The 14,604-nt window shown below is 45.8% G+C and carries 11 protein-coding genes; 7 read left to right on the top strand and 4 right to left on the bottom strand.

From position 1 onward, the window contains the following. Positions 1–34 precede the first annotated feature (34 nt). Genes ACTHQF_RS07345 through ACTHQF_RS07355 form a run of 3 tightly spaced genes read left to right on the top strand, consistent with a single transcriptional unit; the run spans position 35 to position 6,036 of the window. Positions 35–3,460 carry a DUF1080 domain-containing protein gene (locus ACTHQF_RS07345; RefSeq protein ID WP_440429384.1) on the top strand — a complete coding sequence of 1,142 codons (3,426 nt, stop codon included), beginning with the start codon at positions 35–37 and terminating at the stop codon, positions 3,458–3,460. A 26-nt stretch (positions 3,461–3,486) separates the two neighbouring features. Next, entirely contained in the window at positions 3,487–4,941 is a 1,455-nt protein-coding gene (locus ACTHQF_RS07350) for a Gfo/Idh/MocA family protein (protein WP_440429385.1), read from the top strand. 9 nt (positions 4,942–4,950) lie between these two features. Beyond that, entirely contained in the window at positions 4,951–6,036 is a 1,086-nt protein-coding gene (locus ACTHQF_RS07355) for a Gfo/Idh/MocA family protein (RefSeq protein WP_440429386.1), read from the top strand. A 45-nt stretch (positions 6,037–6,081) separates the two neighbouring features. Here ACTHQF_RS07355 and ACTHQF_RS07360 read toward each other — a convergent pair whose 3' ends face one another. Together ACTHQF_RS07360 and ACTHQF_RS07365 are read right to left on the bottom strand one after the other, a co-directional pair. Continuing rightward, positions 6,082–6,357, bottom strand: a complete 276-nt coding sequence (locus tag ACTHQF_RS07360) for a hypothetical protein (RefSeq protein WP_440429387.1) — start codon at positions 6,355–6,357, stop codon at positions 6,082–6,084. Between the two features lie 35 nt (positions 6,358–6,392). Further along, on the bottom strand, positions 6,393–8,195 hold the full coding sequence (locus tag ACTHQF_RS07365) for a glycoside hydrolase family 15 protein (protein ID WP_440429388.1): 1,803 nt from the start codon (positions 8,193–8,195) through the stop codon (positions 6,393–6,395). Between the two features lie 141 nt (positions 8,196–8,336). Between ACTHQF_RS07365 and ACTHQF_RS07370 the strand changes: the two genes are divergently transcribed. Beyond that, positions 8,337–9,539 (top strand): multiheme c-type cytochrome, encoded by a 1,203-nt coding sequence (locus ACTHQF_RS07370; protein WP_440429389.1) that lies wholly within the window; start codon positions 8,337–8,339, stop codon positions 9,537–9,539. Positions 9,540–9,554: 15 nt separating this feature from the next. Here ACTHQF_RS07370 and ACTHQF_RS07375 read toward each other — a convergent pair whose 3' ends face one another. Continuing rightward, the gene (locus ACTHQF_RS07375) at positions 9,555–10,322 is read right to left on the bottom strand and encodes an oxygenase MpaB family protein (RefSeq protein ID WP_440429390.1); all 768 of its coding nucleotides are present in this window, start codon (positions 10,320–10,322) and stop codon (positions 9,555–9,557) included. 116 nt (positions 10,323–10,438) lie between these two features. Between ACTHQF_RS07375 and ACTHQF_RS07380 the strand changes: the two genes are divergently transcribed. Beyond that, positions 10,439–12,391, top strand: a complete 1,953-nt coding sequence (locus ACTHQF_RS07380) for a sialate O-acetylesterase (RefSeq protein WP_440429391.1) — start codon at positions 10,439–10,441, stop codon at positions 12,389–12,391. 135 nt (positions 12,392–12,526) lie between these two features. Then, positions 12,527–13,606: an acyltransferase family protein gene (locus tag ACTHQF_RS07385; protein ID WP_440429392.1), complete on the top strand. Its 1,080-nt coding sequence runs from the start codon at positions 12,527–12,529 to the stop codon at positions 13,604–13,606. Positions 13,607–13,613: 7 nt separating this feature from the next. Here the strand turns inward: ACTHQF_RS07385 and ACTHQF_RS07390 are convergent, their stop codons facing one another. Beyond that, positions 13,614–13,898, bottom strand: a complete 285-nt coding sequence (locus tag ACTHQF_RS07390; protein ID WP_440429393.1) for a hypothetical protein — start codon at positions 13,896–13,898, stop codon at positions 13,614–13,616. Positions 13,899–14,046: 148 nt separating this feature from the next. Here ACTHQF_RS07390 and ACTHQF_RS07395 point away from each other — a divergent pair, with 148 nt between their 5' ends. Continuing rightward, positions 14,047–14,598 carry a hypothetical protein gene (locus ACTHQF_RS07395; RefSeq protein WP_440429394.1) on the top strand — a complete coding sequence of 184 codons (552 nt, stop codon included), beginning with the start codon at positions 14,047–14,049 and terminating at the stop codon, positions 14,596–14,598. Positions 14,599–14,604: the final 6 nt, after the last annotated feature.

A 14,604-nucleotide genomic window follows, 5' to 3' on the forward strand; every position in this document is an offset into this window, starting at 1 on the left:
CAGACAATCCATTAAAATACTTTACAAAAGAATCATGTTTAAAAGATCAATATTTTTAATGCTGGCATTGGCCTCCTTCCAAATTTCTGTACATGGACAGGCGAGTTCAGACCAGCGTACGGTTACCACTAAGGTGGCCGATCTACTGGCACAGCTGCCCGCCCGGGATGCGAAGCAACTCCAGGGCAATATGCTCGAGATTGAGCAGCTTGGACAAGAGGGTTTTCTGACCCTTATCTCTGGACTTTCCAGTGCGGGGCAGGGCAATAATGCGACCCTCGAATATGCCATTGGTGGTTACTCTGCCTTTGTGACACAAAGGGGCAAAGAAGCCCAACGGGGCCAAGCCGTACAGGCTTACATTACGGCCTTAGGTAAGGCAGGTGATCAGCAGGTTAAATCATTCCTGATCAGCCAGCTTGAACTCATAGGCAAAGATGATGCAGTCACTACGCTTCAGCAATATTTAAATGATGAAATGCTTGCAGATCCAGCTTCAAGAGCATTGGTGAAGATTAACACCCCGAAGGCAAAAGCGGCCTTGCTTGCCGCACTGCCTACAGCTCAGGGGGCAGCTAAACTATCCTTGATTGAAGCTCTTGGCCTGATTGGCAACAAAGAAGCGGCACCAGCCTTGAATCAATTGGTTCAAACTAACGATGTGAAACTACAGAAGGTGACGCTCGCTGCATTGGCCGATCTTGCTGACCCTTCCTCTGCAGATTTACTTTTTTCAGCAGCAAAAAACGCAAACTTTCAATATGACCAAGGCGGATCAACTGCTGCTTTGCTTGAATATGCGGCAAACCTGCAGAAAGAGGGGAACAATGCCCTGGCTTTAAATACTGCTAAAAAGCTACATGAGCAGGTACAGGCTGAAAACCAGTTACATGTACGTACTGCAGCCTTAAACATCATGTATCATGCGGATAAAGCAAAAGGCATGGAGCTGCTTCTTGATGCCATGGGGGATAAGCAAATGGAATACAAGGCTGCTGCATTGAAATTTGCAAGCGCTGATGTAAATGAAGCGAACAGCGTATTGTGGACCAAGAAAATGGGTAAAGCTGATGACCAGACCAAAGCCGCTATTGCTACTATGTTAGGTCAGGCAAATGCCAAGGCGGCGCTACCTGCACTGGTTAAACTCATGAAAAATAAAGATGCAAGTGTAAAGCAGGCAGCGATACAAAGTGCCTCGCAACTTGGTGGTGCCTCGGTGATACCAGATTTGTACGATGTAATGCGTAAGGGTGACAGTGCCTCGATAGCAGGATCATCACACGCTTTATTGCGCATGAAAGGTGATGGCATTACTAATCAATTGGCCGGGTATCTTCCGAAAGCCAAACCAGCGGTTCAGGTGGCACTATTGAATGTGCTCGCCGCTAGAGGAGCAAATGCACATATTGAAGCAGTTTATATTTACCTGGAAGCAAAAGATCCTGCTGTTCGCAGCGCGGCCTTTTCCGCACTGAGACATGTAGCTTCAGAAAAGGATATTCCCAAACTGTTCAGCCTGCTAAAACAGCAGCCTGCAACGTCAATGGAGTCTGTAGCCCTTCAGGATGCGGTGATTTCCGCATTAAAGGGTACACAGCAGACCGAGGCACAGCTTGCTGTGGTGCTGCAAGAGCTGGCATCAGCTGCTCCGGAGCATAAGCCTGCCTATTACCGTATCCTTGCTGCCCTCGGCGGAACAAAGGCACTTGAAGCGGTTTCCGCCGCTTATGCATCAGGAGATGAAACAAGTAAAAACGCGGCAATTCTAGCCTTAGGCTCTTGGAAAGACTTGCAGTCCCTACCAGAACTGCTGAAGATCAGCAGAACGGCGGCAAGCACGCAGGCCTTGGATCAGGCATTAACCGGTTATCTGCGTCTGGTACGTCAGGCAGCTTTTACGCCAGAGCAAAAATATCTTAAGTTAAATGATGCCATGTCAGTGGCAAAAACAAACCAGCAGCGCATGGCGATCCTTGCTGATCTGGAACAGGCAAAAACCTTCAATGCGGCGGTATTAGCGGGTAAATTTCTTGATGATCCGGAACTGAAACAACGGGCGGCGTCAACGGTAATGTCCATCATTCTAGCCGATAGCATCTATCATGGCAGCATCATCAAAGATCTGCTTAATAAAACCATGAATACCCTTCAGGGTGGAGACAGTGAATATCAAAAGCAAGCCATTGTAAAATACATGAACGAAATGGCAAAGGGAGAAGGCTTTGTACCGTTGTTTAATGGTAAAGACCTCACTGGCTGGAAGGGCTTGGTTGAAAACCCAATTAAAAGAGCCAAGATGGATGCTAAGACCCTTGCCGCTGCCCAGGTTAAAGCGGATGAGCTGATGCATAAAGGCTGGAAAGTAGAAGATGGTGAGCTGCGCTTCCAGATCCATGGCGATAACCTGGCTACGGTAAAGAAGTATGGTGATTTTGAAATGCTGGTAGACTGGAAGATCATTGACGATAAAAAGCAAAATGGCGATGCCGGTATTTACCTGCGCGGCACCCCACAGGTGCAGATCTGGGATACGGCACGTGTGAAAGATGGTGCACAGGTGGGCTCAGGTGGCCTGTACAACAACAAGATTCATCCAAGCAAACCATTGAAAGTGGCCGACAACGCCCTTGATGAATGGAATACCTTCCGTATTCTGATGAAAGGTGACCGCGTAACGGTTTACCTGAATGGAGAGCTGGTGACTGATAACGTAATTCTGGAGAACTACTGGGACAGGACGCTTCCGATATTTGCTGAAGAGCAGATTGAATTGCAGGCTCATGGCTCACCGGTGGCTTATCGCAATGTCTACATTCGAGAAATACCAAGGGTTAAACCTTTTGAACTTAGTGCTAGAGAGAAAAAAGAAGGTTTCAAAGTACTTTTTGATGGTACAAATATGTATGAATGGATTGGAAATACAACCGATTACGTGATTGAAGATGGTGATATGGCCATTCGCCCGAAACCAGGTAAGGGTTCTGGTGGCAACCTGTTCACCAAGGATCAGTATAGTGACTTTATCTTCCGATTTGAATTCCAATTAACTCCTGGAGCGAACAATGGTTTGGGCATCCGGGCACCGCTTGAAGGCGACGCCGCATATGAGGGTATGGAGTTGCAAATTCTTGATGATGATGCTCCAATTTATAAAGACCTGCATGTATACCAATATCATGGATCCATTTATGGAACGGCTGCTGCCAAACGTGGCTTCCTAAAGCCAACTGGTGAGTGGAACTATGAGGAGGTTATCGTAAAGGGACCTAAGATCCAGGTGATCCTAAACGGCACCAAGATCCTGGATGCTGATATTACCGAGGCACGTAAGAATGGTGCTGCTGATGGTAAGCCACATCCGGGCCTTAAGCGTGACAGCGGACACATTGGCTTTTTAGGTCATGGTTCGCCGGTGAAATTCAGAAATATCAGAATCAAAGATCTAAGTAAAAAATAATTTCCCGATAAATAGAAATCGTTAAAATGACTGAAAAGAAAGAAGATTCAGCTTTAAGTTCAAGAAGAAATTTCATAAAAACAGCGGGCCTTGCCGCCGCTGGTTTTATGATTGTGCCAAGGCATGTACTTGGCGGAAATGGCTTTACCGCACCTAGCGACCGGCTTCAGGTCGCTGGGGTTGGTGTTGGAGGCAAGGGTCAAAGCAACATTGCCAACATTTATAAAGGCGGAAAAGCCGACATCTCATTCCTGTGTGATGTTGATGACCGTCGTGCAGCTGCAACCGTTAAAAACTTTCCTAATGCAAGGTATTATAAAGACTACAGGGAGATGTTAGATCGTGAGGGCAAAAACATAGATGCTGTGGTGGTTTCAACGCCAGACCATAACCATGCGATGATTGCGATGGCTGCCATGCAGCTGGGTAAACATGTTTATGTAGAAAAGCCCTTGACGCACGACATCTATGAAGCACGTAAACTGACAGAAGCGGCTCAGCGTTATAAAGTTGTTACCCAGATGGGCAACCAGGGTGCTTCAGGTGACGGCGTGAGGCAACTACAAGACTGGGTAAATGGCGGCGTCATCGGTAAAGTAAAGGACGTTTACTGCTGGACCGACCGGCCTTCCTGGCCTCAGGGAATTTTGTGGCCACAAACATCAGGGCAGGTGCCCTCAGAATTGGACTGGGATCTTTGGTTAGGAAGTGCGCCCTACCGCCCCTATGTAGAAAAGCTGGTGCCATTTAACTGGCGCGGCTGGTGGGATTTTGGCACCGGGGCAATCGGGGATATGGGTGCACACCTTGTAGAACCCCCGTTTCGCATTCTCGAGCTTGATACGCCAATAGAAGTACAATGCAGCGTTGGAAGTATCTATGTTGATGAATTTAAACGTGGCTATTTCCCAGACAGCTGTCCACCTTCAAGCCATATAATCATGACTTTCAAAAAAACGAAAAAGACTAAGGATGATCTGAAAATCCACTGGATGGATGGGGGTATCAAGCCCGAAAGACCTGAGGAACTTGCACCGAACGAGGCGTTCGGAGCAAATGGCGTGCTTTTCGAAGGTACCAAAGGCAAAATGATCTGTGACGTATACGGGGCAAATCCACGACTGCTTCCTTTATCACGCACGAATGAGGTGCGGGTAAAACAAAGCGTGGAACGTGTTCCAGGTAGCGTAGACGGACATTATTGGTCCTGGGTGGAAGCTTGCATCGCCGGTTATGGCAAAAAGCAGTTAAGTTCCCCATTTGAGATCGCTGGTCCGCTTACCGAAACCTTATTGATCGCAAACCTGGCCATCAGGGGAACAGACGTTCAAAAGCCAACAGCGGATGGAAAGCGGTTTACTTATCCCGGTCGTGACATCAAACTACTGTGGGATAAGGAAAATTTACGGGTAACGAACTTCGATGAAGTAAATCAATTTGTTAAAAGAGAATACCGCCAGGGCTGGAGCCTCGGCGCATAAAAGCATAATATGGAACAGGAAAATAAGAACCTTAGGGTACTGGTTGTTGGCTGCGGAAACATGGGTGCATCACATGCCATGGCATACCACCTTTTGGATGGCTTTGAAATCTGCGGTCTGGTGTCAACCGGCACCAGCAAAAATAAACTAAACGAGAAGTTGGGCGGGGGATATGAATTGTTCTCCGACTTTGAGACAGCCCTAATTGCAACAAAGCCCGATGCAGTTTGTATTTCAACTTATCCGGATACCCATGAAGCTTTTGCGATCCGGGCAATGGAACAAGGTTGTCACGTGTTCATTGAAAAACCGCTGGCAGATTCCCTTGAAGGTGCTAAGCGTGTGGCAGCGGCGGCAGTTAAATTTAATCGTAAACTTTTGGTAGGGTACATTTTACGCTATCATCCATCCTGGCAAAAATTCATTGAGGTTGCACAGGACATGGGTAAACCTTTAGTTATGCGGATGAACCTAAACCAGCAAAGCAAGGGTTCTAAATGGACGGTTCATCGTAATCTGATGAAGAGCTTAAGTCCTATCGTTGACTGCGGGGTTCACTACATTGATGTTATGTGTCAGATGACGAACTCGAAACCAGTGGAAGTTACGGCAATTGGTGCACGTTTAACAGAAGAAATCCCAGCTGGAAACTACAACTACGGACACCTGCAAATTCGCTTTGAGGATGGTTCTGTGGGTTGGTATGAGGCAGGCTGGGGGCCAATGATCAGTGAAACGGCTTTCTTTGTAAAGGATGTGTTTGGACCAAAAGGCGCAGTATCCATCGTGGCAAAGCAAGCAGCGTCCGCTGGACACTCAGATGTTATCGATGCACATACCAAAACAGAATCGCTGAAAGTTCATTACGCAGATCTGGATGAGCATGAAGAGTTCTCCAGACCAGATGATTGGATTGATCTTAGTGATGAACCGGACCATCAGGAACTCTGCAACAGGGAACAGCGTCACTTCTTGAAGGCAATAATAGAAGATCTTGATCTTAGTCAGCCAGCGGCAGACGCGATCAATAGTCTGATGGTTGCATTTGCAAGTGACGAGTCTGTAAAAACAGGCCAGGTTGTTCGCTTACATTAAGCGAACAACCAAAACCAAAATACCAGCGATTAGTGGCAGAGGGTCCTACAGCTGACTGATATAACCACTAATCGCTGATCCCAAGCGTTCTACCAGCTCATCCTCTACAAGTCCGTCTGTTTGTTCCCAACATTCAGGTTCATCACAGGTCTTCTGCAGCGTACAGAGATGCTCATCGCCCGATACCACGATATAGGTGTCATTACATGGTACAACCAGTACATTACTATGATCACCCGTTTCATAAAGATCTACCTCAATATGAAAAGCCTCTTCAGGTTGTTCTGAAGCTTCAAACTCAAATTCGTCCATTTCGTTCATATTCCGATAACAGTTAAGTTTTTGAATAGTTCAACTTAAATCCGGTCAAGCTGTTTATCCAGTTCCAAGGCTGCACTGATCAAGGCCAGGTGAGTAAAAGCTTGAGGGAAGTTCCCGAGGTGTTCACCGCGTTTTCCAATCTGCTCACTGAAAAGGCCCAGGTGATTAGCATATCCAGTCATTTTTTCAAAGTACTCCAGTGCTTTGTCGGTTTCCTTGTTCTTGGCTAGGGCCTCTATAAACCAGAAAGAGCACATATTGAAAGTGCCTTCCTTTCCATCGAGGCCATCTTCACTATGATAGCGATAAACGAGCACGTCTGTGCTAAGCTGTTCTTCAATCACGCGCATGGTGGATAGCCAGCGTGGTTCGTCAGCAGTTATAAAGTGTGTAAGTGGCATAAGCAGGGCAGAAGCGTCCACAACTTTAGCGCCTCTGTATTGCACCCAGGCACCGAGTTCTTCATTCCAAAAACCATCATAGATGTCTTTATAGATTTTGTCGCGGATGGATTTCCATTCCGGGCCAGGATAAGGAAAGGAGCGATCTGTGGCAATCTTTATAGCACGATCCATAGCTACCCAGCACATCAGCCGGCTGTGCAAAAATTCTTTTTCTCCATTTCTAAACTCCCAAATACCATGGTCGGGTTTCTCCCAGTAATCGATGACACAGTCGATGTGTTTCTGTATGGTAAGCCAAAGTTCATAATTGATCTTTGTATGATTCTTATTATAGATGTAGATGGTGTCTATAAGTTCGCCATAGATGTCCATCTGAAACTGGTCACGTGCGGCATTGCCAATCCTCACCTTTCCACGCCCCATATAGCCTTCAAAGTTCTCCAGTTCAGTTTCTTCCATGACCTTTTCGCCATTTATGGCATACATCAGGTGCAGCACCGGATCGGCTGAACGTAGCTGGATCCATTTGAGAAAACTTGCAGCTTCTTCAGTGAATCCCAGGCGAAGAAAGGCATACATGGTAAATGCAGCGTCCCGAATCCAGGTAAATCGGTAGTCCCAATTGCGGTCTCCTTCCATGCTTTCCGGGATGCTGAATGTAGGTGCAGCGACCATGGAGCCATGCTCAGTGGAGGTTAATAGCTTCAGTGTAATTGCTGAGCGTACGACGAGATCTGTGTACCGGCCGGAATAGGTAGATTTGCTAATCCATTTTTTCCAATAATGAACCGTATCCTGATAAGATTTATGTTGATAAAATTCCAGATCGTGTAACAGATCTGACTGTGTTCGTTTTACAGATTCCAGCACAATGAGCGCTTCTTCACCGTGATTCAGCGTGACCTCCGCGAAGCCGTCTCTTTCGTTGTGCTGCAATGGAAAGTCTGCGAGTAGTCGAACCATAGCGTCGCCGTCATTAACAGCACAAAAATTCAGCTCGTTAGCACCTTTTTGGTGAATGTCGTGTGCTGCACGGGCATAATCGAACCGAGGTTCACATCTGATTTTATAGGTAACTTTCCCCCTGATGGTTTTTATTTTACGTACAATGGCGCAGAAGCTGTTTCCATTATTACCGGCTACTGGCATGTAATCGGTGACTTCAGATATCCCTTCATCGGAGAAAAATCTGGTTAGTAATATTGCCGTACCTGGAATATAAAGTTGTTTTGTTCTACTGAATCTAAGTTGTGGGGTAACAGAAAAACTACCACCATTGTCATGATCCAACAACTTGGAGAATATCGTTGGGGAATCGAAGCTGGGGAAACACATAAAGTCTATTGCACCCTCTAAGGAGACAATTGCAACGGTTTTCATATTCCCGATAATCCCGTAGTCTTCTATAGGAAGGTAGTTCTTTGTCTTTGCCATAGTTAAAAGTTAACACCCACAAAAACAAATTTGTTTGCGGAAGCCGAAGTGCGGGATGCGGCATTCCAGCAGGACTTGGTTTAGTTTAAAATATTTGTAATTTAACCAACCATTTACCGATCCAAATAAACCAGATATTTCATGCGTCAACGGCGTTTCGTCCTACTGCTATTTGTCTTAACGACTGTACTTATTGTCATTGTACAATGCACACAAATACAAAGCAGCGATCCACGAGGAGTGGCCTACGCCGGGAGTACGGCTTGCGTAAAATGTCATCAGGACCTCAGTAGCAATTTTGCTCATAATGCCCATTTCAGGACTTCCAGGGATCTGCTGGCTGACAGTGGAACGGTAAGAGATGGTAAATATCTGGACAGTTTAGCTTTACCGGTAAGTGAGTTTATTTTTAATCCAGGCACAAGAGTGGGCATCGAGAAAAGGAATGGCAGCCTGTACCAGGTTGCCTACGTAAATGGTCGTGAAGTTAAAGCGGAGCGTACTGAAGTTGTTTTTGGATCTGGCAACCGGGCTTTCACCTTTGGTTTCTGGTATGGAGATCAGATGATGCAAATGCCACTGAACTACCTGAGCAGAGCACATCAGTGGGTAAACAGTCCTGGTTTCCCTGATGACCAGATCTACTTTGGACGGCCGATAATTGCCCGGTGTTTAGAGTGTCATAGCTCCTATATTGAACAAAAGCCACAACAACCGGATGGATTGAACGCAGAAGAGCAATTCGTAAAAGGCTCGATGATCTCAGGTATTGATTGCGAGCGGTGCCATGGCCCTGCTGCCGAACACGTAGAATTCCACCTTGATAATCCAGAAGAGAAGCGGCCATCGCACATGATCAGCTATAAGGATCTGCCTTTAAGTCGGAGGTTAGACATGTGTGGTTTATGCCATTCAGGTACCGAAGTTCAAGCCAACGGATCAAAGTTCGCCTTTGAGCCGGGAGATACACTGAACCATATCCCCCAGTTTAACACCTTTAATGGCGGTGAACCCGATGTACACGGCAACCAGATGCAACTGCTCAAAGCCAGTCCCTGCTTTATTGTTGGGAAGGCGGATTGCATTTCGTGCCATGATATTCATGATGATAAGCCAAAGAACATTGCCCTATATTCAAACAAGTGTATGACCTGTCATGAGGCAGACAACCATCCGAAGTTAAAAGGTTTGGCGCAGGCGGTGCTCAAGCAAAACTGCATCGACTGCCATATGCCAGAAAAAAGCTCTAATGTAATTGGGTTTCAGAAAAGCGACAGTAAAGAGAAGATCCCTTATCAGCTCAGAACCCATCGAATTGCGATATACAACGATCTCGTAAAATAAGCTGAGCCAGACCGGTTAACGGCTTTGAATAATATCCAAGTCTAGGATTTGTGCCTTGTAATCCTTAGGAAGAATAATGTTCCTTAAGCGTTGATCCAGCTTAAATAGTCTGCTGAGTTTATACAGTACCAACATTGGCTTTAATAGTTGTAACCTGCCCAAGTTGAGTTCCCCACAAACCTTTTCAGGCACCACCAGCAATTGTGCTTGCTTTAAGATCCAATACCGGATTGTACCAAGGTGTTTTCGATACTGCTTATACAGGTCTGTAGTTAGGCCGCTTTTCTGAAGATCCTGCTGCAGATGTTGATGCCGTGCGGGTAACCATTCGTGATAAATAGATGGTAAGTTCTCTATCCCCATCCGCATACCCATACGATTGAAGACCTCGAAAACCTCTTCCTTTTCCTCGGGCTTAAGTTTCCGCTCCAGCAGTTCAAAAGATCTAATGGAATAGTCAATCAACATGAATAAGACATCGCGATAGGCCCATGCTGGTATTTCTGCTCCACGGCTATTTTCAACTGCTTTGTGAATGTGGGAAATCTTGTCAATAACCTGCAATGCTTGCTCATATTCAGCGAAAACGATGCCGCGCGCGTAAGAAACGGTGGAGAACAATCTGCCCAGTGGATCCGCAGGGAGACGACCTGTAAAGTACAGCCAATCTACAGCCTTGTTTAGCGCAAATTCGGCAGAAGCACCAGCGAAAATAAACAATATGGTGTCGCCTTTACCCCATATTCTTCGGACAATAGAATTTTTATCTACAAAATAGCTCATGACCAATCGTTTGCAACTTGTTCCAATGTATATGCCAAATTCAATTAACGCCCCCTACATTGGACCTGTACTTATATCAATTATGTATATTAACATCAAATTCAAATTACAACGATATGCATTCATTTTTTTACTTCATTCGAAAACTCTTGCTGTGGATTGCGTTACTGGGAGCGGGCAATTTAGCTCTTGCACAGCTCCGTCTGCCCAAGGTTTTCAGTGATCACATGATTCTGCAACGGACCAAGCCGATCCCGGTCTGGGGGAGTGCAAAAGCTGGTGAACGAATTACCATTGAATTTGGAGGGCAGCGTTATCATACAATAACCGGACGAGATGGCAAGTGGCGGGTACAAATGGCAGCAATGAACGCAGGGGGGCCATATGTAATGTCGGTGTTTGGGGAAGAAAGTACACAGGAAGCTTTGACATTTAAAGATATTTTAATCGGGGATGTATGGATTGCTTCAGGTCAGTCCAACATGGAATGGCAAGTGTCGCAGAGCCAAAATGCGGGGCAGGAAATTAAAAACGCCAACTATCCAGCGATACGGTTTTTCAATGTGCCACATGCCAAGCAAGTAGTCCCACAGGACACTTTAGCTGGCGGTTCCTGGGTTTCGATGGATACTGCTGGTGTTAAGACAGCATCGGCGGTCGCTTACTTCTTTGCACGATCGCTGCATGGAGACTTAAAGGTGCCGATCGGCATTGTGCAGTCTACCTGGGGTGGCACACCGGTGGAAGCCTGGACAAGCAGGCCCAAATTGCTGGAGTCGCCCATAACAAAGTCGCGGGTGATGACGAACGATTCTATTACAGCGGCTCATTTTGTCAAAGACAGCCTGGATCTTCTTAAATTTTGGGACATTGTTTATAAGGCCGACACTTCGATTGTCAGCAGCGTAACTGGTATGGCATACAACGATAGCCGTTGGAGAACCATCGAGATGCCAGCAACACTTAAGGACATGAATATGCCGGGCTATGAAGGCATTGTCTGGCTTAGAAGAGAGCTAGCAGTGGGCGCCGATATACCAGGGGCAGTGGACCTGAGCATTGAACTTGGACATCCCGAGATGAACTACTCTGTGTATATTAACGGGCGGGAGATCGCAAAAACGGAATGGAACGCGAATCTCAGTCATAAGTATAACATACCGAGCGGCTTGCTTAAGAAGGGCAGAAACGTAGTCGCCGTACGAATGGCTTTCCTATGGGGCGGAGGCGGCTTTAATCCCGCTTCCGATGGTATGTACGTTAGCGCCGGAAATACCAGGTTCAGTTTGGCAGGCACCTGGAAATTTATGACGGATATGGAGGCATCTCTACCGACCATAAAGAACTATCATCGCTATCCAAGTTACCTGTACAATGCGATGATCAATCCTATTGTTTCGTATGGTGCAAAAGGATTCCTTTGGTATCAGGGAGAAGACAATGCATCTGCTCCAGATGAATATAGAAGTTTATTTCCAATGATGATCAGAGACTGGCGCGAAAGATGGGGCCAGGGTTATTTGCCATTTTTGTATGTACAGCTCGCAAACTACATGAAACGTCAGGAGATGCCCGCCGAAAGTGACTGGGCGAAGTTACGGGAGGCACAAACGATGACGTTATCGGAACCTAATACGGGGATGGCTGTAATTATCGATGTAGGGGCGGCCGATGATATCCATCCAAAGAACAAACAGGAGGTTGGGCGGCGCCTGGCGTTGCTGGCTAAGAAGCAGGTTTATCAGCAGAATATACAGGCACAAAGTCCGGTTTACAAAAACCATCAAATTGAAGGGCAGCGGCTGCGTGTTACTTTTGAAGAGACAGGGAAAGGATTGAAGACCAGCGATGGCAAAGAAGTAAAGGGTTTTGCTATAGCTGGCTCTGACGGCAAGTTCCATTGGGCGGAAGCAAGTATACAAGGTAATAATGTGATTGTGTCCGCACCCGGCGTAGCCAATCCCGTAGCGGTAAGATATGCTTGGGCAGACAATCCTGCGTGCAACCTGGTTAATAGCGCCGGACTTCCTGCGGTACCGTTTCGTACAGACCCGCCAAAAAATAAGTAAATTATAGCGCAGCTTTAACACCTGGTGATTAGCGCCTTCGGATCTGTGAAGATCATCATAGAGCGAAATGGCTGCTGTAGTTTTGTGGTGTTCAATTCAGGATTGTTATCTTGCAGCAAAACTTAATGAATATACATGTTTGACCCCAGTGCCAGAACCCAAACCCTTCCGTCGAAACATCATTTTGACACCTTAGATGGATTACGCGGAGTGGCCGCGATAGCGGTTGTAATCTTTCATTTTATGGAGATCATATACCCGGATCCTAGCGAAAATTTTATTGGGCACGGATTTATGGCGGTTGATTTCTTCTTTTGTTTATCGGGATTTGTTATGGCCTATGCTTACGATGACCGGCTTAAAAAAATGGGCTTGTCGACCTTTTTTAAGGCAAGAATAATCAGGTTACATCCTTTGGTTGTATTTGGATCGGTTTTAGGATTATTGGCCTTTTTGTTTGACCCATTCGGCGGAAATCCAGAAGCTTACCGTGCTGGTCGGCTTTTGTTGATTTTTATCTGCTCGATGCTGATGATTCCTTTTCCAGTGATGGAAGACCGGTTTTTTAACCTGTTTGGCTTGAATGCGCCTTCATGGTCATTGTTCTGGGAGTACATTGCGAATATTGTTTATGCATTAGTTTTGGTTAGACTGCCCCGCAAAATCTTGTTGATTTTGCTCGTGTTCTCGGCAGCTTGGCTGTATTATGTTGCATCCAGTGCCGGCTCGCTGTTAGGTGGATGGGCTGGATCAAACTTTTGGGATGGCGCAGCTCGGATTTCCTATTCTTTTCTGGCAGGCATGCTCATTTTTCGTTATAACCTGATTCTTCGAAACGGACTCGGGTTTCTGGGTATGACGGTTTTGTTGAGTATTGCATTTCTGATGCCTTCAAACTGGGGCTGGCCAGCGGAGCTTGCCATTGTTCTGGTATATTTTCCGCTGATGATTATGTTGGGTGCCGGTGCAATAACGGGCTTGGCGGCTAAGAACATATGCAAGTTGTCTGCAGACATATCTTATCCGCTATATATGACCCACTATGCCGTGATGTTTATGTTTTTGCATTATTACACCGCTAACAAACCTCAGGGATTTTTTCTTGGCGGTATAGTTATCATTGGATTGCTTTTGCTGCTGCTTTTTGCGTACTTGACCATGAAGTTTTATGATCTTCCAGTTCGACGATATTTGAGTAATAAAATGAAAAAGTAATATGCACTTAATTTGCCTCGGAGATATTCGTAATTACCTGTGTAAGTTCCTCTGGCAGTTGTTTGCTCGCAGCAATTACACTTTCCTCTTCACTTTCAGTCGCCGGAGTATAGAGGATGTAAAAAGCATATTCAGCTTTTGCGCTGTCTGAATGAATGCCCCTGCTTGCAGAAGTCAGGCTCGTTAAGTTGGTTTCGAGAATATGAACATCTTTGTTTTCAGCCAACCAGCTGTTAATATCAGCCTGAAGCATTGCCGTATCAAGGGAGGAGAAAAGCTTGATTTTTTTCATGGTATAGGTGTTAGTTGTACCTGTATTTCACAATTTTCAATCCACTTTGCTGGAAATAAATTGGATACATACCACGTTAGCCAACAAAGTGCCAAGTTTTACGTTAAGTTATAATATTTACAGAGGCCTATATAAAAATTGAGAACGTATGAAAAAGATTTATCTTTTACTTTTTTCATTTATCATGTTCAGTTGCAACAATCAGGAAGCGCAGCAAATGAAAGCTCGGGGCATTGCGCTTGAAAAACTGCGGGACTCGCTTTTGGTTAAGGAACGCGAGCTTGATCTTAAAGCTCAGGAGTTGGAAAAACGAGAGCAAATGTTGGATACTACAAACAGCAATGTTCCTGAAGGCATTATTAACCCAAACCTTACCGGCAAATGGCAGGTTAAGATGACCTGTGTTGAGACCAATTGCTCCGGCTCAGCAATAGGAGACGTAAGGAATGAGCAATGGAATTTGTCGTATAGAAATGACCTGTTCATTGTTGAGGGGATGACTAATGGGGCTGTAAATACGCTTTACACCGGACTCTATAATGGGAGTGAATTGCAGTTGAATGCGGACAACCAGGCAACCGGAACTGTGATTTCAATTGTGCTGACACCGGCTGAAGGTGGAGTCATGGTTGGACGCCGCGAGGTTACCCAAGCAGGAGGATGTAAAATCTTCTACAGGCTAAACTTGAATAAACTATAGAATCGG

The sequence above is a fragment of the Pedobacter sp. SAFR-022 genome, from assembly GCF_051965375.1.
Taxonomy (GTDB): domain Bacteria; phylum Bacteroidota; class Bacteroidia; order Sphingobacteriales; family Sphingobacteriaceae; genus Pedobacter.